The sequence below is a fragment of the Fodinicola feengrottensis genome, assembly GCF_039530045.1.
In the GTDB taxonomy this organism is placed as follows: Bacteria; Actinomycetota; Actinomycetes; order Mycobacteriales; family HKI-0501; genus Fodinicola; species Fodinicola feengrottensis.
Genome location: NZ_BAAANY010000006.1, coordinates 1 through 20,464 on the forward strand (window position 1 = coordinate 1; position 20,464 = coordinate 20,464).

The window sequence follows — 20,464 nt, forward strand, 5'->3', positions numbered from 1 at the left end:
GCAAAGACCGCGGGCCTACAAAGGCGGACGCTCCTGCCGCAGGGGCGACTATCGGCCTGGCGGCCGATGCGCCGGACGGGGCTGGGTCCGTCTAAGTGTGCCAACTCTGGTTTAGAGGTGACGGTCTCGCGCGGGGGTGAGGACACGGGGTTGGGTTCCGTCGAAGTTGGTCAATTTGGTTGTGAAGGTGACGGGGACGCGCGGGGTGTGAAGGTGGCGGGGGCGTGGAGTTGGCCCACATTGGTAGGAGCGGCCGGAGTGGGCAGGCTGTTAGCCGCGGATGGAGTTGGGTTTGATGAGGTAGCCGACGCCGCTGGTGGAGTCGAGCCAGCGGTATTCGAGCTGCGAGCGCTGGTAGACGTGGCGGACGGCGGCGTCGGTGGGGGACGCGGGGTCGTTGACGATGGCGTCGCCGGAGGCGGTCAGGCCGACCAGGGTGATGAGGTGGCCGTCGGTGCTGGTGATCGACGAACCGTCGAGGTGGTCCCGCGGGTCCGCGGAAGCGTTGTTCCAGTGCAGCGACACCACGATCGGGACGCCTCGGCGCAGCCACGGCTCAGCCTCGCGCAGGGACGTGAAGATCCGCACCGAGCCATCCAGGCCGTACGAAGACGCGTAAGCGGTGTTGAAAGGCCAGTTGCCGGCGCCGTCGTAAACCGAGTCGAAGGTGTGGATCGCGGCCCAGTCGACCATCCCGTCGACCCGCTTGTTCGCGTCGAAAACCGGGTCCGCTGGCAGCGACGCCACGTCTTTCGAGGTCGGGCCGGTGTGCCAGTACGACAGCACCATCGACGTGGAGGTCGGGCTGCACCACGCCTCGCCACCACCGTCATAGGACGGATATTCGCCGTGATGCAGTTCCTGCGAGTGCGACGGCACCTTCAGCTCGACCGCGGTGTCCCGGATCGGCTGGCTGGTCACCGTCGGCGTGGTGTCCGGCGTCACCGCGGCGACCGCGGCCACCTGGCGCAGCACCGGCCGGGCCGTACGAGTGCCATGCAGAGTGACCTTCAGCCGATAGGACTTCGGGTTACCACCGGCCGGCACCGAGCGGGTGAAGAAGGTGTCCGTGCTGATCAGGCCGACTGAGTCCTTCTGCCCGTCCACCGAGTGGCGGGTGATCGTGGACGTGTCGAACGCCCAGTCGCCCATCACGTACCACTCGCTGTCAGTGGTGGACGTACGCGCCTGCATCCCGATCTCCGCCCAGGTGCCCGGCGGGGTGTCGATCTGCCAGGACGCGACCAGCTCGTTGAAGCCGGACTTCGGCGAATACCAGGGCGAGGTCCAGTCACCCTCGGTCTGACCGGGGAAAACGGTGAGGGCGCCGTCGCCGGAGAACGCCGGCAGCACGTGGTCGCCGGAGCCGCGCAGGAAGTCCGAGTAGGTGGTCCACGCGTGGAAGTCGTTCGGGAACGCCGGCTGGGTGCCCGCGGCGGCCGCCGGAGTGGTCGGCACCATGGTCAGGACAAGACAAGTACCAGCAACCGCAGCCGCGGTCTTAAGGGCACGGCGTACGGGATTTCTGTGCACGATGGGCCTCCTGAAGGTGAACACCTTGCAGCAGTAGACGAGCCGGACGGATGGGTGTCAAGGGATTCCATGACCTCAGCAGGTCACGTCAATCATTTGCGGGGATTAGGCTCGGCAGCCGTGGACATTATGGTGTTGGGTGCCGGAATTGTCGGACTCACCAGCGCGGTGCGCCTTCTGGAAGCCGGGCACCGGGTGCGGGTGCTGGCCGCCGACCTGCCGGCCCAGTCGACCTCGAACCTGGCCGCCGCGATCTGGTATCCGACCGGCTTTGGCCCGCAGGCGGGCGTGCTCGACTGGGCGGCCGTCGCGTTCCGGACGTACGAGGAGATGGCCGCGAATGGGGTGCCGGGCGTGCTGATGCGGGACAGCCGGCAGTTGCTGCGCGAGCCACCGGACGGCCAGCCGTGGTGGGCCGGTGCGGTCGGCGGTGTCCAGGTGCTCGGGCCGGACGAGGTCCAGCCGCCGTACGCAGGGTGCTATCGGTTCACTGTGCCGCTGGTCGAAATGCCGGTGCACCTGCCGTGGCTGGTGGACCGGCTCTACGCCATCGGCGGCACCCTTGACCAGCGCGAAGTCACCGGGCTGGAAGAGCTGGACGGTGCCGCCGACATGCTGGTCAACTGCACCGGCCTCGGCGCCCGCCAGCTCTGCCGGGACGAGGCTGTCCGGCCGGTCCGCGGCCAGGTCGTACGAGTGGCGAACCCGGGCCTGACCGAGTCGGTACGCGACGAGCAGCACCCCGCCGGCCGAGTGTACGTACATCCGCGCAGCGCCGACTGCATCCTCGGCGGCACCGCCGACGAGGATGTCTGGGACACCACGCCCGACCCGGCCGTCACCGCCGCGATCCTGGCCCGCTGCACCGAGGTCGTGCCGGCGCTGAAAGGCGCCGAGGTCGTCGGCGTGCATGTCGGGCTGCGCCCAGCGCGCCCGTCGGTACGCCTGGAAGTCGACCCGGACCGGCGGCGGAACACCATCCTCATTCACAACTACGGCCATTCCGGTGCCGGCGTCACGCTCGGCTGGGGTTGCGCCGCGACCGTCGCGTCGCTGGTCGACCAAGCCTCGCGAACTTGACATTTTCGCTTTCAACACGCCGAAAAATAGCGAAAATGCCGAGTTCGCAGAGGGCGTACGAAAAAGCGGTGCCACCCGAGCCGGGTGACACCGCCTTTTGGTCCGTCAGACCGAACCGCCGGCAGCGCGCGGGGCGCCGGAGTCCACGCCGGGGTCGCCGATCGACTCGCGGGCGATGAAGTTCTCCACGTCGAACAGGTTGTCGCTGGCCCGGGCGGCGATGTTGACCAGGGTGGTCATCTGCGCCACCTCCTCGACCTGCTCCTTGAGAAACCACTGCATGAACTGCTCGCCGATGTAGTCGCCCTCGTCCCGAGCGGTCCGGGCCAGCCGGACGATGTCCGAGGTGACGTCCTTCTCCTGCTGCAACGCGAGGTCGAGCAGCTCGCGGGCCGAGCCGAAGTCATTGCGGACCTGGTCGGCGCCCGGGATCGTCACCTTGATGCCCTGGTCCAGCAAATATTGCACGAACATCATCGCGTGGTTGCGCTCTTCCAGCGCCTGGCGGTAAAAGTGCTTCGCCAGCCGCGGCAGGTCCTCGGCGTCGAACCAGGCGGCGAGCGCCACGTACTGCTGGTGGGCGTTGAATTCGTTCTTCACCTGCGCGTGCAGCAGGTCGACGAATTTCGAGTTTCCGTTGATGTCAAGGTCAGCCATAAAGAACAGACTACAAGGAAACGCTCACGAAGAGTAACTAGGATGGGCTACCCTCAATTCTCTCAGGATAGCCCATCCTAACTGAGGATTACCTTTCCCCACTCCGTCCTCAGTGGACAGTATCGGCAGGGAAAGCCTTTCGTACGGCCAAAGCAAGCCGCAGCTCGTACGTCTCGTCCACCACTGCCCGACGCAGTCCAGTGGACTCGACAGTGGCCAGCAGTCGGTCGGCTGCGACCGCCGTTCGCTCGTCGACCGAATACCGAGGGTAGGCGCGGCGGCCGACGATCATCGCCATCCAGTCGCTCTGCCGGGCTGCGAAGGCCGGCAGGTCGGTGAAATAGCGCTGCTCGTACGGCCGGGTCAACTCCAGTTGCTCGGGCTGCCAGAACCCGTCCGCGATGGCGCCGAGGAACCGGTTCGACAGCGGCTCGGTGCCGGTCAGCCGCTCCCAAGCGGTCGCCTTCGCGGCCTCGTCCGGCAGCGCCGCGAGGCACCGCTCGGCGTGTACCGCGCCATGCGCGCTGGTGTCCTGGTGCCTTTCCGCCTCGATCTCCGCACGACCAGCCCTGCCGGTCACCACCAGCCGGCTGAGCAACGTCCAGCGCAGCTCAGCGTCCAGCTCGACGCCGTCCGGCAGCCCGGCGCCGGCCAACCAGCCGGCGAGTTGGTCCAGATCGGCCGGCTCGGCGGCGGCCGTGGCGAGGCCGCGAACGCCGACGAACTGCCGCGCACTGCCCGGTTCGGCGGTCGTCACCAGCTCCCGGAAGGCGGTGGCCAACGTACCCAGGGCGGTGCCGGCGTCCGGCCCGGTCAGGCACAGGTCGACGGGGAAACGTCGGCTCGCGGTGAGCAGCCGATCCAGCACCGCCGGGTGGTCCTCCCGGCCCAGCCCGTGGCTGACCAGGTCCACGTACTTACGAGGCGACAGCTCGGCGTCCCGCAGCAGCTCCCAGGCGGCGCCCCACATCACCGCGCGGGCCAGCGGGTCGACGCAGGCCGGCAGCAGCTCGACCAGATCCGCGGTGCCACGCTCGTCGAACCGGATCTTGCCGAAGGTGAGGTCGCCGTCGTTGAGCAGCAGCAGGTCCGCGGCCGGCAGCCCAGCCAGCTCCGGCAGCTCGCTGACCGCGCCCTGGGTGACCGGATCCAGGTCGACCTCCACCCGGCGGTCCACAGTGACCCGATCCCCGGCCCGACGATAGATCCCGACGCCAATGCGGTGCGGGCGCAGAACCGGATGGTCGGTCGAAGCGGACTGCTCGATGCGTACGCTCCGATAATCGCCGTTGTCGTCGATGTCCACCAGCGGCCGCAAAGTGTTGACACCAGGTTGCTCCAGCCACACCCGGGACCATTCCTTCAACGGCCGCCCACTGCTGCTTTCCAGGACGTCCAACAAATCCACCAGCGCCGCGTTGCCGTACGCGTGCCGCCGGAAATGCTCGTTGATGCCCGCCAGGAACGCCTCATCGCCGACCCAGGCGACCAGCTGGCGCAGCACCGACGCGCCCTTCGCGTACGAAATGCCGTCGAAATTCGTCATCGCGCTGCCGGTGTCCGCTACCCGCGCCGAAATCGGGTGGGTGGACGGCGACTGGTCGGCCGCGTACCCCCACATCTTCCGGCTGACCGTGAAATCCACCCACGCGTTGTCGAACCTGGTGGCCGAGCTGGTGACCCGGTATCCCATGTATTCCGCGAAAGACTCGTTCAACCACAGGTCGTCCCACCAGCGCATGCTGACCAGGTCACCGAACCACATATGCGCCATTTCATGCGCGATCACATACGCCCGCGACTCCCGCTGGGCGTCCGTCACCGCCGACCGGAAGATCATCTCGTCCCGGAAGGTCACGCAGCCCGGATTCTCCATCGCGCCGGCGTTGAATTCCGGCACGAAAACCTGGTCGTACGTGTCACCGAACGGATAGCGCTGCTCGAACATCCGGTGGTATTCGTCGAAACACTGCCGGGTGACGGTGAAAAGCTCGTCCAGGTCCGGTTCCATCGCCGAAGCCAGCGAGGCCCGGCAATGCAGGCCCAGCTGGATGCCGTCGTGCTCGGCATACTCGGAACGGAACTCTCCCGCGCAAACACAGAAAAGATAGGGCGGGATCGGCTTGGTCGGCGCGAACTCCCACTCCCCCGGCGCGGTCCGCTCGCCGCGCTCATTGCCGATCACGGTCCACTCCCGCGGCGCCCGCACTCGTACGGTCAGGGACGCTTTAAGGTCTGGCTGGTCGAAACAAGCGAAGATCCGCTGCGCGTCGGACAGAAAACTCTGCGCGTAAAGGTAGACCTTGTCGTCCGCCGGGTCGACGAACCGGTGGATGCCCTCGCCGGTGTGCGAGTACGGCAGCCGGGCGCTCACCCGCAGCACGTTCTCGGTCTGCTCGATCTCCAGCGGCAGCCGGTTTTCGGCCCGGCTGTCCGGATCCAGCGCCCGGCCGTTCAAAACCGCCTCGGTCAGCTCGCCGGCGATCTCCACGAACGTGGACACGCCCGTTCGAGCGGCCCGGAACCGGATCTCGCACGTCGAGGAGAAAGTCTCCGCGCCAGTCGTCAGATCAAGGTCGATGACGTACTGGGAAACATCCAGTAGATCGGCGCGGACAGTTGCTTCACCCACAGTCAAACTCGGCATGATCCCATCATGCTGCACGCTCGCTGGAAACGCCGGGAGCGGGCACAATACTGTCGCCGAACCGCCCTGCCGAGAGGACCCTCGATGTCCGGAATCAGCCGCCGCCGGTTTCTCGCCGCCACCGCTGCCGTCGGTGTGGTAGCCGGCTTTTCGACGCCGGCCTCGGCTCGTACGACCGCGGCCCGCGCGATGGCGATCGACGGCACCACGCTGCAGTCCGTCGCGGCTCCGATCGGCGCCGCCGGCTACCGGAAACTCACCGACGGGCCCGGCTGGCCACTGGTCGTACGCACCGACCTGGCCGCCGGCAGCCCCGGCCGGGACGACCGGCGGCGGCCGGTGACCTCTTTCGTCCAACTCACCGACCTGCATGTCTGCGACGCACAAAGTCCGATGCGGTTCGAATACGCCTATCCCTATTTCGGCGGCGCTTTCCGGCCGCACGAAACGCTGTCCGCGCTCGGCGCGGCCAGCCTGGTCGAGCGGGTCAACAGCCTGTCCGGTGGGCCGTTCACCGGCCGCCGGTTCGACTTCGTGATGAACACCGGTGACAGCACCGACAACAACGAGGTCATCGAGCTGGACTGGTATCTGGATATCCTCAACGGCGGCACGGTGACCCCGGACAGCGGAGCGCCCGGCCGGTACGAGGGCGTACAGAATTCCGGACTGTCGCTTTACTGGAATCCGGAGTCAGCCGGCCCGGACAAGTTCAAGCAGGCCGGTTTCGGCCAGCTGCCCGGATTCCTGTCCGCGGCGATCCGGTCCTTTCACAGTCCGGGCCTGTCGGTGCCGTGGTTTGCCACCTTCGGCAACCATGACGACAGCGTGGTTGGCGCGGTGCCGGATCTACCGGTGCTGCTGGCGATCTACACCGGCGCGGTCAAGGTGCAGGGCGTTTCGGACGCCACCGCGCAAAAGTTGGCGTCCAAGATGCGTACCAACCCAAACGAGGCGGCCGACCTGCTGGCGTCGCTGACCGGGATCGTCCGAATAGTGACCCCGGACCTGCGCCGCCGGCCCTTCACCGCGGGCCAGTTCGTACGAGCGCACCTGGATCCGGCGAACACCGGCCCTGGCCCGGTCGGGCACGGTTTTTCGACCGCAAACCTCGGAAACGACGTGTACTACGCCTTCCCGATGGCGGCCGGGGTGACCGGGATCAGCCTGGACACCACCAACCGGGCGGGCCTGTCCGACGGCTCGCTGAACGCAGGACAGCTGCACTGGCTGGAAAACGTGCTGAAATCCAAGAGTTCCCGGTATTACGACACCGATGGCACCCTCGTACGCCAGCAGGTGACCGACGAGTTGCTGGTCCTTTTCAGCCACCACACCAGCACCACCATGGGCAACCTGCTGCCCGATCCCACTCATCTGCTGGAACGCCGCTATGACGGCCCGGCACTGGTGGCTCTGCTGCAGCGTTTCCCGAACGTGGTCGCGTGGGTCAACGGCCACACTCACCGCAACGCGATCACCGCTCACCCGGGCAGCACGCCGGACCGCGGTTTCTGGGAAATCAACACCGCCTCCCATGTCGACTACCCGCAGCACGCCCGGATCGTCGAACTGGCCGACAACGCGGACGGCACGCTGTCGGTGTTCACTACCCTGATCGAGTCGGCCGCAGGCTATTCGACCAGCGCGAACGACCTTTCCCAGGCTGGGCTGGCGTCCTGGTATCGGGAGCTGGCCTTCAACGACATCAGCGGCGACCTGAGCCGGGTAGGCAGCGCGAACGACCACAACACCGAGCTGCTGCTACCCAATCCACTGGGTTCTGCGGTCTGATTTCATTGCGGGCACCACCCATTTAACAGACCGTTTCAGGACAATTCCATCGGCCTGCTATCGAACGCTGACAGGCTCCCCCCATCTAGCCGGTGGTGTCGTTGGGGAGGCTTGCCCATGTTCACAGTATTAGCCCGCAAAACTGTCATCAGGCGTACGGCCGTCGTGCTGCTCGCGGTCGGCATCGGCCTGTCGCCGAACGCCGTTTCAGCCGCCACGCCGACGCATTACCACGGTGCTGCTTTCGTACACGGAAACAACGGAAACGTGTTCAAGCGCAGCGAAGACTCCGCTTGGGGCGGGTATGCCGTCAGTAAAGGCGGCCAGACCATCGTGGCCAGCTGGGTGAACCCGCGGGTCGACTGCTCCGGCGGCGGGGTGAACTCGGCGTGGGACGGCTTCGACGGCTATGGCACCCAAACCGTCGAGCAAATCGGCATCGACCTTGACTGCAGTTCCGGCAGCGCCGTCTACAAGCCGTGGTACGAAATGTATCCGCGTGACTCGGTCTATTTCGACCAGACGACCTCCGAAGGCGACCAGATGACCGCCACGGTCACTCATGACTCCGGCATCAACTACACGCTGACGCTGGCCGACTCGACGCAGAACTGGAGCCGTACCTTCCACGACTCGCTGGACGGCGCGAACGACAGCACCGCCGAGGTGATCATGGAGCGGCTGTCGTCCAATGTGGACAACTTCGGCAGCATGACCTTCAGTGGCTGCCAACTCGACGGCCAGCCTTTCGGCAACTCCGCACCGGACGCGATCACCATCGCCAGCAACGGCGTCGACCAGGCCACCCCCGGAAACATCGACGGTGACCATTTCGACATGACCTGGGATCACGCCTAGGAATCCATAGTGTGACTTTTCCGAAGATCGCGCGTCTTTCTTTCCAGTCGTACGGCGGGCATCCGGCCCGCCGTCGCTGGACGAGGAAGTGGTCCGATGACAAGATCCCGCTCAGTGCTGGCTTTCGACACCGCATGCCCAGTGTGCCGACGCATGTCCGAGGTCATCGCACACACCTGCGGCGGCCGGATCGAACTGCTCCCGCTGGCTTCTCCGGAGGTGGCGCTCTGGCGGGAGCAGGCCCTTGGACCGGACGCGAAATGGGCGCCGACGTTTTTCCGGATCACCGACGGGCGGGCGCGGGCGTGGACCGGTCCGGCGATCGCCGTTCCGCTCACCCGCCAGCTCGGTCCGCGCTCGTCTTTTCGTGTCCTCACCACACTAGGACGGCTCCGCAGAGCCGAATGTGTGCCCAAGGAACCGGCGGCGGCCAGTGGCATGACCCGGGCGAATTTCCTCCGGCTCGGCGCCGGCGTGGCGGTCGCCGCCGGTGTCATCCTGCTCGGTCGTACGCCCGCTTTCGCCAGCCCCGCGCAGGAAGAGGCCCGCAAGTGGGTGAAAGCCAACGCGGGACGGCTGCCGCGAACGTACGACGAGATCGTCGCCCAACCGATGGCCCGCCGGAAGGCGATCATCCAGGCCTCGACGCCGCGCGCCCACAGTGACCTGTGGCTGGAGCAGGTCCGGCGGTTCCGCGCCGGTCATCCCGAACTCGCCCCCAACGAGAACAGCGCGCTGGACATCGCATCAGAAGTCCTACACGATGAGACCGTCTTCGGCGGGAACCTCGCCTCGCATCCAGGCGTGCTGCGTCGACTCGATCACGCGCAGGACGTGCTGGTTCAGGCTTTCAGCCCCACCAGGGAGAAAACCGACCTTCGCCCGGACATCCGGGAACTCTTCTCCTGGATAGGTCCAAACCCAGCCGTCTCCACCGCGAAAGTCGCGAAGCCCGCGGATGGAGTGCCCGGCTGCGAGTGCAACTCCGACAGCACCTGGGGTGGCTGCCCGGACTCTTGCTACCGGTATAACGATCCCGGATCCTGCCCCTGCGGCGCATACAGCCCAGGCTGCGGTTTCGCCAGCGCGTACGAGTGCGACGGGCTGTGCAATTGGGACAGCGACTGGTGCCACTGACTCGCGAGACCGAGAATGTCCGGCCCTGCCACCAAAGTCATCGCGGTGGCAGGGCGGAATAGCTGACCAGGATGTCCTTGGATTGTTGGTACGGCTCAAGAATCTGGGGGCGGGCGTCGGCGCCGTGGGCCTGTCGGCCGGCCAGGGCCGCGTGCGCGGGATAGCGGTGATAGCAGTTCGTCCAGACCCGGCCGGCCCGCAGTCGCCGGCCGGCCAGGTAAGCCCGATCGAGGTCACGGGTCCACAATGCCGCGCCACGGCCGTCAAAAAGGTCGTTCGCGATCCGTACGGCATGGTCGAACCCGGTGAACGAACCGACCGTCACCACCGGCCCGCAACTGTCCACCCGGAACGGCCGGATGTCCGCGCCCGCGTCGAAAACCGTTGGCTGTACGTAAAAGCCGCCGGGCAACTCGGCTCGTTCGCCGCCGACCACCACCCGCGCGCCGGCGGCTCGAAGGTTTTCGATGCAGGACAGCGTTTTCGCCAGCTGCTCGGCGCTGGGCTGGGCACCGACCATGGTCTCGGTGTCCAGCGGGTTGCCCTGCTGGATCGCCTTGGTCTGGATGGTGGCCAGCTCCAGGAACTCCTCGTAGATCGGCTTTTCAATCAGAGCGCCACAAAGCCGTACGCCGGCATCGCCCTGGTTGAGCGCGAACATGGCAAAGCCCTCGAGCGCCTTCTGCTGGAAATCGTCGTCGGAAAGCAACGCGTCGGAGAAGAAGATATTCGGGCTGCGGCCACCGAGGCCGACCGTGGCAGGCACCAGATCTGTCGCAGCGGCCAGGGCTCTTTCGGCCACCCCGTTGACAATGTTGACTACTCCGGCGGGCAGCAGGTCGTGCACCAGCCCGAGCAGGACGTGCAAGGACGCGGGCGTCTGGGCGTCGGCGGTGAGGACAACCGTGTTGCCGGCCGCGAGCGCCGGCGCGAGCTGCCAACTCGCCATCAGCAGCGGGAAATCCCAGCCGACCCGCAGACCCACGACGCCCCGCGGCTCGCGCAAGTGATAGGCCACCGTCGTCCGGTCGATCTCGGTGACACCACCCTGCTGCGCGCGTACCGCGCCGGCGCACGCACGCCACTGGTCCACCGCGAGCGGCAGATCCGCGGTCAGCGTCTCGCGGACCGGCCGGCCGCTCTCCCAGGTCTCGGCGACCGCGAGGTGCTGCACGTTCTGCTCGATCCGGTCGGCGATCCGGTGCAGCACCGCGGCCCGCTCGGCCGGCGAGGTGTCCGCCCAGCTCCCGGCCGCGCCGCGGGCGGCCCGGACGGCCAGCTCCAGGTCCGGGCCAGTCGAGCGGGCCACCTCGGTGAAGACCCCACCGGTCACCGGGCTGGTGTCCGGCGCGTACGCACCGCGGACCGGCCGGACGTACTCGCCGCCGATCCAGTTGTCATAGCGGGATTCGTACGACATCACGCTGTCCGGCTGCCCGGGCGCGGCGAAGACGGCCACCGGCACACCCCCTCGGATCGGTCGTGTCCGAACGGCGACACGACACCTGCCCGGAAGGATAGGTCCGCTGGGGTTGCAACACGGTTGCGTCCAGTAGTGGCCCCACCCCTCTGTACGCGCCTGGCGTACAGCTGAAAAGTCCGCAACGTCCCGTTGCGTGCCTCAGGTGCAAGCAGCGAGGGTTAGGCGAGGTCGGCGTCCAGGCGGCGGAGGTGGGCGGCTACCCGGGTGCGGCGGGGGGAGCCGGCGGGCAGGGCCGCGAGGCAGGCGCGCCAGATCTCCACGTCGGTTTCGGCGTCCGGCAGCTCGGCATAGCGCAGCAGTACGTCGCCGGTGGCGTGCCGGAGCAGCGCCGTACGCAGCCGCTGACGGGTCTCGGCGCGGATCGCGACCACCCCGGGCGCCTGCGAATGCGGCAGCACGACACCTTGGTAGAGGTCCAGCGCCAGCCGGTGCGCGCCACGATCGAGCTGGCGACGGACCTCCGCCACATCGGTGTCGACGGGGACGGTCAGCCGGTACGGCCGAGAGGTCAGCAGGTCGTCGCCGAGCAGCCGGCGCAGCCGGGACATCTCGGCCCGGATGGTGACCAGCGCGGACTCCCGCTCATGCAGCTCCACCGCCAGCTGCTCGGCGGACCGGCCGTCGGGGTGGCTGGCGAGCAGCAACAACAGCTCGCTGTGCCGGCCGGACAGCGACAACGACTGGCCGGCGCGGCGGAGCACGCCGTGCGTACGGCCGAGGACGTCCAGCCGGGCGACCGGGCGGCCCGGCGGGGTGCCGCGGGGCACCGACAGCGGGCCGCGGCGAGGTGCCGGCGGCCGGCTGAACTGGCGGCTGGCCGGCAGCTGTCGGCCACCTTGCAGGTGCCGCAGCGCCAGCTCCGCCTCGGCGGCGGCGGCCGTTGCTCGTACGAGCGTGAGCATGTGCGGCGCCGCCACCTCGTCACCGCCGGTGATGTCGATGGCGCCAAGCACCTCGCCGGTCACCGGGTCGTGCACCGGCGCCGCCGAACAGCTCCACATGTGCACGGGACGGCTGAAATGCTCGGACGCGAAGATCTGCACAGAACGGTCCGCGGTCAACGCGATGGCCGGCGCGTTCGTACCAGCGTCCGACTCACTCCAGCTGGCGCCTTCGACGAAATGCACGGTCTCGGCCCGGGTCCGCTGCCGGCTGGAGCCGTCCACCCACAGCAGCCGCCCGCTCGCGTCGGTGACCGCGACCAGCAGGTCGTTGTCGACCGCGTCAGCGACCAGCAGCCGACGCACCACCGGCATGATCGGCGCCAGCGGATGCGCTTCCCGGTAGCTCGCGAGCTCGTCGTCCAGCAGGTCGACCGGCGGCTCGCTCACGTCCGGGTTGACGCCCGAACTCATCGACCGGCGCCAGGACTCCAACACGATCGTACGCACCGGGCCGGCCGGATTTCCGGTCTCCAGAAAGGTTTCGTGCGCGACGTAAAGGCTGCGGGACAGCTCCCGCGGATCGGTTCCGGCCGGCCACGCGGCCCACGGACTGGCGCTCATCGAGGCACCGCACCACAGCCGCCGGGCAACCGGCGACGCGCGGTGGCGTGGGTGACCATCGGACCGCCCTTAACGTGTGTTTCGCCGAGGTTAACGTGCCGCGAGCATGATCGGAAGCGGGCGGTACGCGAAAACTCCACTCGCTGCCTCTTCGGCCCGGCCAATTGCCACGTAGTGTGGCGTTGACCGTACTAACACAAGAAAAACGCACGACAGGAGGACGTTTCGTGGCGTACGACGTGACCGCGGTGCGGAAGCATTTTCCGGCCCTCGCCGAAGGTGCGGCGCATTTCGACGGCCCCGGCGGCTCCCAGGTGCCGGACGTGGTCGCCGAGGCGGTGGCCGCCACGATGGTCTCCGGGATCGCGAACCGCGGCAGCGTGACGGCTGCCGAGAAGCGGGCCACCGGCATCGTCATCGATGCCCGGCAGGCGATGGCGGACCTGCTCGGCGCCTCGCCCGAGGGCATCGTCTTCGGCCGCAGCATGACCCAGCTGACGTACGACTTCTCTCGTACGCTGGCCAAAGAATGGGGTGCCGGCGACGAGATCGTGGTCAGCCGGCTCGACCATGACGCGAACATCCGGCCGTGGGTGCAGGCAGCGCTCGCGGCCGGCGCGACGATCCGTTGGGTCGAGCCCGACCCGGTCAGCGCCGAGCTGCCGGTCGAGACGATCGCGGCAGCGCTGACCGACCGAACCCGGCTGGTCGCGGTGACCGGCGCGTCGAACCTGGTCGGCACCCGGCCGGATATCCCGACGATCGCGGCCGCTGTGCACGAAGTCGGCGCGTTGCTTTACGTGGACGGCGTCCACCTCACCGCGCACGCCCCGGTTGACGTGACGGCCCTCGGAGCGGACTTCTACGCCTGCTCGCCGTACAAATTCCTCGGTCCGCACCTGGGCGCCCTCGCGGCCGCACCGGCGCTGTTGGCGGGGCTGCGGCCGGACAAGCTGCTGCCGGCCACCGACGACGTGCCGGAGCGCTTCGAGTTCGGCACGCTGCCGTACGAGCTGCTGGCCGGCACCACCGCGGCGGTCGACTTCCTGGCCGGCCTGGTCGCCGGTGCTGGCGATCGGCGCTCCCGACTGCTGGCCAGCATGGCCGCTTTGGAGGCGTACGAGGACGAGCTGCGGGTCCGGCTGGAGACCGGACTGGACGCGATCGGTGGGGTGACCCGGTACGGCCGAGCGGCCCGCCGGACGCCGACCGTGCTGTTCTCGGTGGCCGGGATGGACAGCCAGCGGGTGTACCAGGAGCTGGGCAAACACGGGGTCAACGCGCCGGCCGGCAGCTTCTACGCGATCGAGTGCGCGCGCGTACTAGGGCTCGGTGAGGCCGGTGCCGTACGGGCCGGGGTCGCGCCGTACACCGATGCGAACGACGTCGATCGGCTGCTCGCGGCGGTCCACGTCACATCGTAAGAAATTTCCGACTTCGGAGGGACTTGCGTACCCCTGCTTCAATGTGGTGGCGGACACACCTCGGACGGTCAGGCGGGAGTGCAGTGACGTACTACGACGTGCACCCGGAGCCGGTGATCAGCGCCGGCACCAACACGGCGGCCACCTCGGCCGACTGGCAGACATGGGCCCATCAGTCCGAGACCGCGCTGCGAGGCGCGGCCAGCGGGGCAGCGGACGCCACCGTCGGTGGCGCCTTCGAGGACTACCTGTCGTCGTGGAACCCCAAGCTCCAGGGCATCGCCAAGCAGGCCGAAGCACAGGGCGTGAACGCCACCTCGGCGGCGAATGTCGTGGTCGGCGCAGACGGGCAGTCGGCCACGCTGCTCAACCAACCCCTCCAGCAGGGCAGCGAGCTGTCGTCCACCCTCAGCCGGCCGATCACCGGCAACTGACCCGGAGGCAGCGATGCAGCCTTTCGACAAGCACACCGCCAACGTCGGGCAGCTGGAGCAGTGCGGCTCCGACCTGGTGAACCAGTCCGCGCAGGCGATCCTGACCGGGACCGCCACCCGTACGGCCTACGCGCCGGCCATCGCGAACTGGGACGGCCTCTGCGCACCGGAGCTGACAGCGGCCCAGAATCCGGTCCAGAACAGCTCGCAGGAAGCCCAGTCCGCGCTCGCCTGGGGCGCCGTGGTCACCCAGTACTGGGCCGCGCAAGTGCGTGACTTCAACGCCGAGGTGGACCGGATCACCGCCGGCCTGAACGGCCAAGGCCCGTCGTACGGCGCCACCGGCACCGGCGGCCAGCCGGCCACCGCCACCCAGGTCAACGACGCCAAGAACGCGGCCACCGGGGCCGCGAAGCAGAAGTGGTGGACGGCGTACAACTCGTACATCACCGACGGTGGCACCAAAGCCGCCTCGATGCTCAAACAGGGCCCCACCGACGCGAACGTCGCCGAGGCGCAGCGGGTCGGCGCGCTCCCCGGCATGCAGTTCGCCCCGTGGACGTATTGGCTGGCCAGCCTGCAAGGGATGTACACCATCGGGGCCGGCCCGCTGGGCAGCGTGCCATGGTGGGTGGGCACGTCCATGCGCCCGATCGGCCCGACCGCCGGCTGGCTGAGCAAGGTGCAGTGGGGCCGGTTCGCGCCACGCGGCCCGGACGGCCGGTTCATCGCGATCGCCGACGCCGGTTTCTGGGCGCCCGCCAAGGGCGCGAACTGGATCGCCAAACCAGGCATGAGCGGCCTGCGCGGCGGCCTGCTGACCGGCGCCAAATGGGCCGGCCGGGCTGGCAACGTACTCGCCGTCGGCACCGCCGCGCTCGACCAGTGGTCACGTGACTCCGGCCGTACGGACCTCAGCACCGACGAGAAAGTCGGCCGCGCGGCCACCCGCGGCGCCATCGGCGGCGGCGGCGCGATCGCCGGCGCCATCGGCGGAGCCGAGGCCGGCGCCGCCATCGGCACCCTGGTCGGCGGCCCAGTCGGAACGGTCGTCGGCGGTTTCGTTGGCGGCATGGTCGGCGGCATCATCGGCGGCGGCGTCGGCAACGCGGTCGCCGACCACGTGGTCGCCCCAGTCGGCCACGCCATCGGCAAAGGCCTGGACGCCATCGGCGACGCCGGCAAATCGGTCGGTCACTTCTTCGGCTCACTGTTCTAATTGCCGCAGTTCCTGCGGCGGCGCATCCGGTTCCCGTCGCCAGGGCGCCCAAAGAGCGGGCACCCTACCGCCGCGAACCTGGGCGCGGTGTGGTTGGGAAGAGGTGGTTGCGTTGGGAAGAGGTAGTTGCGGTTGAGGGGTCGTTGGGGTGTTGCGGCTGGGAAGAGGTAGTTGTGGTTGGGAAGAGGTGGTTGCGGTTGGGAGGGGCCGCTGAGGTGTTGCGGTTGAGAGGGGTCGTTGGGGTGTTGCGGTTGAGAGGGGTCGTTGGGGTGTTGCGGTTGGATTGGCGGCCGGAGTACCTGCTACGGCGTGAAATTGTCGTACCTGTGCTGTTTTCTTGCCCCCACCCAGTGATCGGGTGGGGGGTGGGTTTGAGGAGGAGCGCTGGGAAAAATTTTACTCGGTTTAGGTTTCTGGGAGGCTGATTTTTCGAGATGACTCCGTGGTAACCGGGCGGGTACGGGTTGGGACGGCGGGGGTGGGTGGTGGCGGTTACCGTTTTGTGGGAGCGTGCGGGCGTCTCCTGCGGGTCGGCCGGGAGGACTGAGTGATCGAGACCCTGGTGTCGTACGAGCATCGGACAGCGGGTTTTTCGCTGCCGTTGCCGGAAAGTTGGCAGGCCGTGGAGGATCCACAGCCGGCTGTGCCGCTGGTCGCGCTGGAACCGGACCGGGGCGGCATCTTCCGCTGCAACGTGGTGGTGAGCGTCGACCAGGTGCCCGAAGGGCTGGACGTGGCCGGCTGGCAGGCCGGCGCGGAGCCGATGATGCGGCAGGCAATGCAGGATTTCCTGTTGCTCGACCTCGAAGAACTGCAGGTCGGCGGCCGGCCGGCGATGTATCGGCTGGCCCACCACCTGGTGCCGGACCTCGGCCCGGTGACCATGGCGCAGTGGATGCTGTTGCGGGCCGGCCGCGGGCACACGCTCACTTTTTCGATCGGCACTATGGAATACGAGACGCGCGCCGACCTTTTCGTTGACATCGCGCGAGGTTTTCGGTTCGCCGAGAGCGGCGGGGAAAACTGATGCCGGTGCTGTTCGACGCCGAGTCCGGCCGGCTCCGGCTGGACGACGACTCCTTCGAAACCCTCTCCCAGTGGGCACACGGCCAGCCAACGGCCGGTGATGTCGCGCCGCTGCGACAAGCCGGTGTCATCGATCGCGGCCGCCCGCACGAAAAACTGCTTCCGGGTTTGCTCGCGGTCAGCGAACCGGTGTGTACGGTGGAAATCACCGTCGAGGGCGAGAAGCTGGAGACCGGCCGCGGCTGGGTCTGCGCGGAAGCGGCCGCGCTGCTGCTGGATTTGCCCGGCGGGCTGAAGGAATTCGTCACCGTGCACCCGTCCTTCCTGCCGGCCGCACTGGCCCGGATCGTACGGCTCGGACCGCGGCCGCGGATTTCCGCGCTGCCACTACAAATCCCACACTCCACTTTGGACCAACTGCTGTCACCAGAGCCGGAGGTTCGGTCCAGTACAGTGGAAAAGCTGATCGTCGACGCGCCCGCCGGCGAGCGTGAGCCCACCGCCGCGGCTGCCACCGCACTCGGCTCCGGGCTCCGCCAACAGTGGCGCGTCCGGGTCGAGTGGGCCGGCCCGGACGGCTCTCCCGGCGGCCGCGGCGTACGGGTGCTGGACACCGAGGCCGGCCTCTGGCTGATGGAGCCGTCGGTCGGCCTCGCGGTCATCTGGCCGACCACCCCGACCGCGATATGGCGGGCGCTGGTCTGTCTTCTCCCGCAGGACAACGAAATCGGCTGAGACCGGTCTTGCGTCAAGCGCACGACGACGTTGCGAGATCGGACCTTCCGTCGCCGTCGCACCACTGCGATGGTTTCGCCTATGGCCAGCACCACTGCGACCCTCACGCTCCGCTTCGCCGACCAGCCGGTGCCGCTACGGGTTTTCTGGCCGCCGATCGGCGAAAAAGGCATCGTGGTGGTTTTCGACGAACGGGCCGACGAAGCGCAGCGGTGGTGCCGATCGCTGTGTGCCGACGCGAACCTGGTCGTACTAACCGACGCCGCCGACCTCCCGACGGCGCTGTCGATCGTGGAGTGGACCGCCGATCATGCGACCGAACTCGGGTCGGGACGTACGACCAGCGGCCCGATCACACTGGCCGGCTGGGGTCGCGGCGCGGCGATCGCCCGTACCGTGCTGGCCGCGGCGCGCGCCCAGGGCTGGCCGCCGCTGACCCTGCACAGTGGGTGAAACCCTCACCGTCCTTGGTGGGCGAAGGTCCACAAACGCAAGAGGAAGAACCGGCCGATGGTGGCGACCAGCGAGGAGAGCAGGAGGACGACAACGTCGTCGAGGGCTGACGGCGAGGACACGAAAGCATGCAGCCCGAGCAGCGCTGACGACGTGAAGGCGAAGTAGAGCCCGAAGATGATCGCCCCACCCAGCTGCGCGCGGCCGTACGACGTGATTGGCCGGCGGGCCTCGGTCAGGAAGGTCCAGCGGCGGTTGGCCTCGGTGTTCAGCACGGTGGTGATGACCTGAGCGGCGAGGTTCGCGATGATGACCGGCCACCAGATGCGCAGCACCGAATACGTCAGGGCGGTGAAGCCGGTCGACACAACGCCGATGGCGGAGAACCGGACCACCTGGCGCACCAGCTCGTTGCGCCAAAAGGCAAGCCCGGACGGCCATTGCGGCCGACGCTCCAGCACCCCCATCGCCCACTCCCCCTCGCGATCAAAGTATCCCGCCTATAGGTATCTCCTTCTAACCTGTGTCTTCGCTGTGGGGGCCGTAAGAGACGTGTAAGAAACAAAGATCACATCGGCCGTACGCCATAAATTCCGACACCGGACTCGATGACGTCAAATGCCCGGTGGATCAGGGCCAGCTGGTCGGCGGCGAAGTCATCGGCCGTACGGCCGGCCCGGAGCTGGCGGACCGCCTCGCCGTGCAGCAGCCGATACATCGCGACCAACTGGGCGGCCAGCAGTCGGGGCATCGGGTCGCCGGCCGGCGCGCCCACATCCTCGGCGATCAGCTGCGTCAGCAAGCCCTGCCACTCGTCGGCGGCCTCCCTTACGCGCGCCTTCAGGGCCGGACTGACCGCGACCAGGTTCCAGAACTGGTGGCCGCCATCGAGCAGGCCGGACAGCGGATGCCGGGCCTGCGACAGCTCGACCATCGTCCGGCGAGCGGCCGCCACGATCGACTCGCCCGGCTCGCGCTGGCGGATCACCTGGGCGGACAGCTCGTACCCGTCCTCGATCCGGTCGAAGAAGATGTCCTCTTTGCGCTGGAAATAGTTGAAAACCGTCATCCGGGACACGCCGGCGTGCTCGGCGATCTCCGAAACGGTGACCTTGTCGAAACCGTGCCAGGCGAACAGGGCCATCCCGGAGTCGGCGATCTGCTTCCTGGTCTCCCGCTTGCGGCGTTCCCGGCGACCGGGCTCTGCCTCCATGGTCACACACTATAGACAGCAAACTTAGACTGAGTACATAATTCAACCGGCGCGAGAGCAGCGCTCTTACATAGAGGAGGACCCTGATGTCGTACGACGCCATCGTCATCGGCGGCGGACCGGTCGGTCTGCTGCTGGCCATAGAACTGCGGCTCACCGGCCTGACGCCGGTTGTCCTGGAGCGGCTGACCGAGCCCGACCAGACCATCAAGGCCGGTGCCATCCACGCGATCACCGGCGACGCACTGAACCGGCGTGGGCTGCACGACGCGCTCGCCGCTGGCCAGCAGCAGACCGTCAAGGAAATGCTGCGCCTGTTCACCGGCGACGACACGGAACTGGACGACGCGGCCGCTGAGGCGGCCATGAAGAAGTTCGCAGGTAACGCTCCGAGGGGCCATTTCGCCGGGATTTTCAAGCTGGACGCCACAAAACTTTCCCAGCTCGGCGTACCGACCACTGGTACGCCGCCGATCGTGATGGTCCCGCAGCCGGTCCTGGAGGCAGCGCTCGGCCAACGCGCCAGCGAGTTGGGCGTCGAAGTCCGGCACGGGTGCGAGTTGACCGGGCTGGCGCAGGACGACGAGGGCGTCACGGTCAGCGTCAACGGCCCGGACGGCTCGTACGAGCTGCGGGCCGGCTATGTGGTCGGCTGCGACGGCGGCCGGAGCCGGGTCCGCAAGCTCACCGGCTTCGACTTCCCGGGCACCGAACCGGCGATCACCGGTCACCAGGCGCTGGCGATCATCGAGGGCGCCGAGAAACTGGCACGCGGGTGGAACCGGACGGAGACCGGGATGATGGTCTACGGCCCGTCGCCGGAGCGCGTACTCACCGTGGAGTTCGACGGCCCGCCGGCCGACAGAGAGGAGCCGGTCTCAGTCGAGGAGCTGCAGGCGAGCGTACGCCGGGTCAGCGGCACCGACGTGACGATCAAGGAGATCATTTCGGCGACCCGCTTCACCGACAACGCGCGCGCTGCGAGCACGTACCGAATCGGCCGGGTGCTGCTGGCCGGCGACGCCGCTCACGTACATTCGCCGTTCGGCGGGCAGGGGCTCACGCTGGGCCTCGGCGACGCGTTGAATCTCGGCTTCAAGCTCGCGGCGGTGGTCCGTGGCCGAGCCGGCGATGAGCTGCTGGACACGTACACCGCCGAGCGGCATCCGGTGGCCCTGCGCGTACTGGCCAACACCCGCGCGCAGAGTAGGGTCGGCACAGGGCGCGGTGCCGATGTGGCCACCGGTCCGTTTCCCTGCGCCGCCC

General features: G+C 68.0%; 18 protein-coding genes. 11 read left to right on the forward strand and 7 right to left on the reverse strand.

Going from position 1 to position 20,464, the window contains the following annotated elements; translation table 11 throughout:
- Window positions 1-270: 270 nt before the first annotated feature.
- Window positions 271-1,533, reverse strand: coding sequence for a C39 family peptidase (locus ABD301_RS08155; RefSeq protein ID WP_344308597.1), 1,263 nt, complete (start codon window positions 1,531-1,533; stop codon window positions 271-273).
- Between the two features lie 129 nt (window positions 1,534-1,662).
- Between ABD301_RS08155 and ABD301_RS08160 the strand changes: the two genes are divergently transcribed.
- Window positions 1,663-2,613, forward strand: a complete 951-nt coding sequence (locus ABD301_RS08160; RefSeq protein WP_344308627.1) for an FAD-dependent oxidoreductase — start codon at window positions 1,663-1,665, stop codon at window positions 2,611-2,613.
- A 105-nt stretch (window positions 2,614-2,718) separates the two neighbouring features.
- Here the strand turns inward: ABD301_RS08160 and ABD301_RS08165 are convergent, their stop codons facing one another.
- Together ABD301_RS08165 and pepN are read right to left on the reverse strand one after the other, a co-directional pair.
- A complete protein-coding gene (locus ABD301_RS08165) occupies window positions 2,719-3,270 on the reverse strand; it encodes a ferritin (protein WP_344308599.1) in 552 nt (183 codons plus the stop codon).
- A 109-nt stretch (window positions 3,271-3,379) separates the two neighbouring features.
- On the reverse strand, window positions 3,380-5,917 hold the full coding sequence (gene pepN / locus ABD301_RS08170; protein WP_344308601.1) for an aminopeptidase N: 2,538 nt from the start codon (window positions 5,915-5,917) through the stop codon (window positions 3,380-3,382).
- Between the two features lie 84 nt (window positions 5,918-6,001).
- Here pepN and ABD301_RS08175 point away from each other — a divergent pair, with 84 nt between their 5' ends.
- The 3 genes from ABD301_RS08175 (at window position 6,002) to ABD301_RS08185 (ending at window position 9,706) form a co-directional block, all read left to right on the forward strand.
- The gene (locus ABD301_RS08175) at window positions 6,002-7,711 is read left to right on the forward strand and encodes a TIGR03767 family metallophosphoesterase (protein WP_344308603.1); all 1,710 of its coding nucleotides are present in this window, start codon (window positions 6,002-6,004) and stop codon (window positions 7,709-7,711) included.
- 117 nt (window positions 7,712-7,828) lie between these two features.
- Entirely contained in the window at window positions 7,829-8,569 is a 741-nt protein-coding gene (locus ABD301_RS08180) for a G1 family glutamic endopeptidase (RefSeq protein WP_163573219.1), read from the forward strand.
- Window positions 8,570-8,722: 153 nt separating this feature from the next.
- Window positions 8,723-9,706 (forward strand): bacteriocin fulvocin C-related protein, encoded by a 984-nt coding sequence (locus ABD301_RS08185; RefSeq protein WP_344308606.1) that lies wholly within the window; start codon window positions 8,723-8,725, stop codon window positions 9,704-9,706.
- A 37-nt stretch (window positions 9,707-9,743) separates the two neighbouring features.
- Here the strand turns inward: ABD301_RS08185 and ABD301_RS08190 are convergent, their stop codons facing one another.
- On the reverse strand, window positions 9,744-11,165 hold the full coding sequence (locus tag ABD301_RS08190) for an aldehyde dehydrogenase family protein (RefSeq protein WP_344308608.1): 1,422 nt from the start codon (window positions 11,163-11,165) through the stop codon (window positions 9,744-9,746).
- Between the two features lie 182 nt (window positions 11,166-11,347).
- Window positions 11,348-12,694 (reverse strand): GAF domain-containing protein, encoded by a 1,347-nt coding sequence (locus ABD301_RS08195; protein ID WP_344308610.1) that lies wholly within the window; start codon window positions 12,692-12,694, stop codon window positions 11,348-11,350.
- A gap of 227 nt (window positions 12,695-12,921) precedes the next feature.
- Here ABD301_RS08195 and ABD301_RS08200 point away from each other — a divergent pair, with 227 nt between their 5' ends.
- The 6 genes from ABD301_RS08200 to ABD301_RS08225 all read left to right on the forward strand — a co-directional run bounded on the left by ABD301_RS08200 (window position 12,922) and on the right by ABD301_RS08225 (window position 17,985).
- Window positions 12,922-14,118 carry a cysteine desulfurase-like protein gene (locus ABD301_RS08200; protein ID WP_344308612.1) on the forward strand — a complete coding sequence of 399 codons (1,197 nt, stop codon included), beginning with the start codon at window positions 12,922-12,924 and terminating at the stop codon, window positions 14,116-14,118.
- Between the two features lie 83 nt (window positions 14,119-14,201).
- Window positions 14,202-14,552 carry a hypothetical protein gene (locus tag ABD301_RS08205; RefSeq protein WP_163573221.1) on the forward strand — a complete coding sequence of 117 codons (351 nt, stop codon included), beginning with the start codon at window positions 14,202-14,204 and terminating at the stop codon, window positions 14,550-14,552.
- Between the two features lie 13 nt (window positions 14,553-14,565).
- Entirely contained in the window at window positions 14,566-15,771 is a 1,206-nt protein-coding gene (locus tag ABD301_RS08210) for a hypothetical protein (protein WP_163573216.1), read from the forward strand.
- A gap of 547 nt (window positions 15,772-16,318) precedes the next feature.
- A complete protein-coding gene (locus ABD301_RS08215) occupies window positions 16,319-16,798 on the forward strand; it encodes a hypothetical protein (RefSeq protein ID WP_344308615.1) in 480 nt (159 codons plus the stop codon).
- Complete coding sequence (locus ABD301_RS08220; protein ID WP_344308617.1) at window positions 16,798-17,532, forward strand: ESX secretion-associated protein EspG; 735 nt, start codon at window positions 16,798-16,800, stop codon at window positions 17,530-17,532. Before ABD301_RS08215 ends, ABD301_RS08220 begins: the two co-directional genes overlap by 1 nt.
- A gap of 81 nt (window positions 17,533-17,613) precedes the next feature.
- Window positions 17,614-17,985, forward strand: coding sequence for a hypothetical protein (locus ABD301_RS08225; protein ID WP_344308619.1), 372 nt, complete (start codon window positions 17,614-17,616; stop codon window positions 17,983-17,985).
- 5 nt (window positions 17,986-17,990) lie between these two features.
- Here ABD301_RS08225 and ABD301_RS08230 read toward each other — a convergent pair whose 3' ends face one another.
- Window positions 17,991-18,452 (reverse strand): GtrA family protein, encoded by a 462-nt coding sequence (locus ABD301_RS08230; protein ID WP_344308621.1) that lies wholly within the window; start codon window positions 18,450-18,452, stop codon window positions 17,991-17,993.
- Between the two features lie 101 nt (window positions 18,453-18,553).
- On the reverse strand, window positions 18,554-19,198 hold the full coding sequence (locus ABD301_RS08235) for a TetR/AcrR family transcriptional regulator (protein ID WP_344308623.1): 645 nt from the start codon (window positions 19,196-19,198) through the stop codon (window positions 18,554-18,556).
- Window positions 19,199-19,284: 86 nt separating this feature from the next.
- On the opposite strand from ABD301_RS08235, the gene ABD301_RS08240 reads away from it, so the two are divergent.
- A partial coding sequence (locus tag ABD301_RS08240) for an FAD-dependent oxidoreductase (protein WP_344308625.1) occupies window positions 19,285-20,464 on the forward strand: 1,180 nt, incomplete at its 3' end.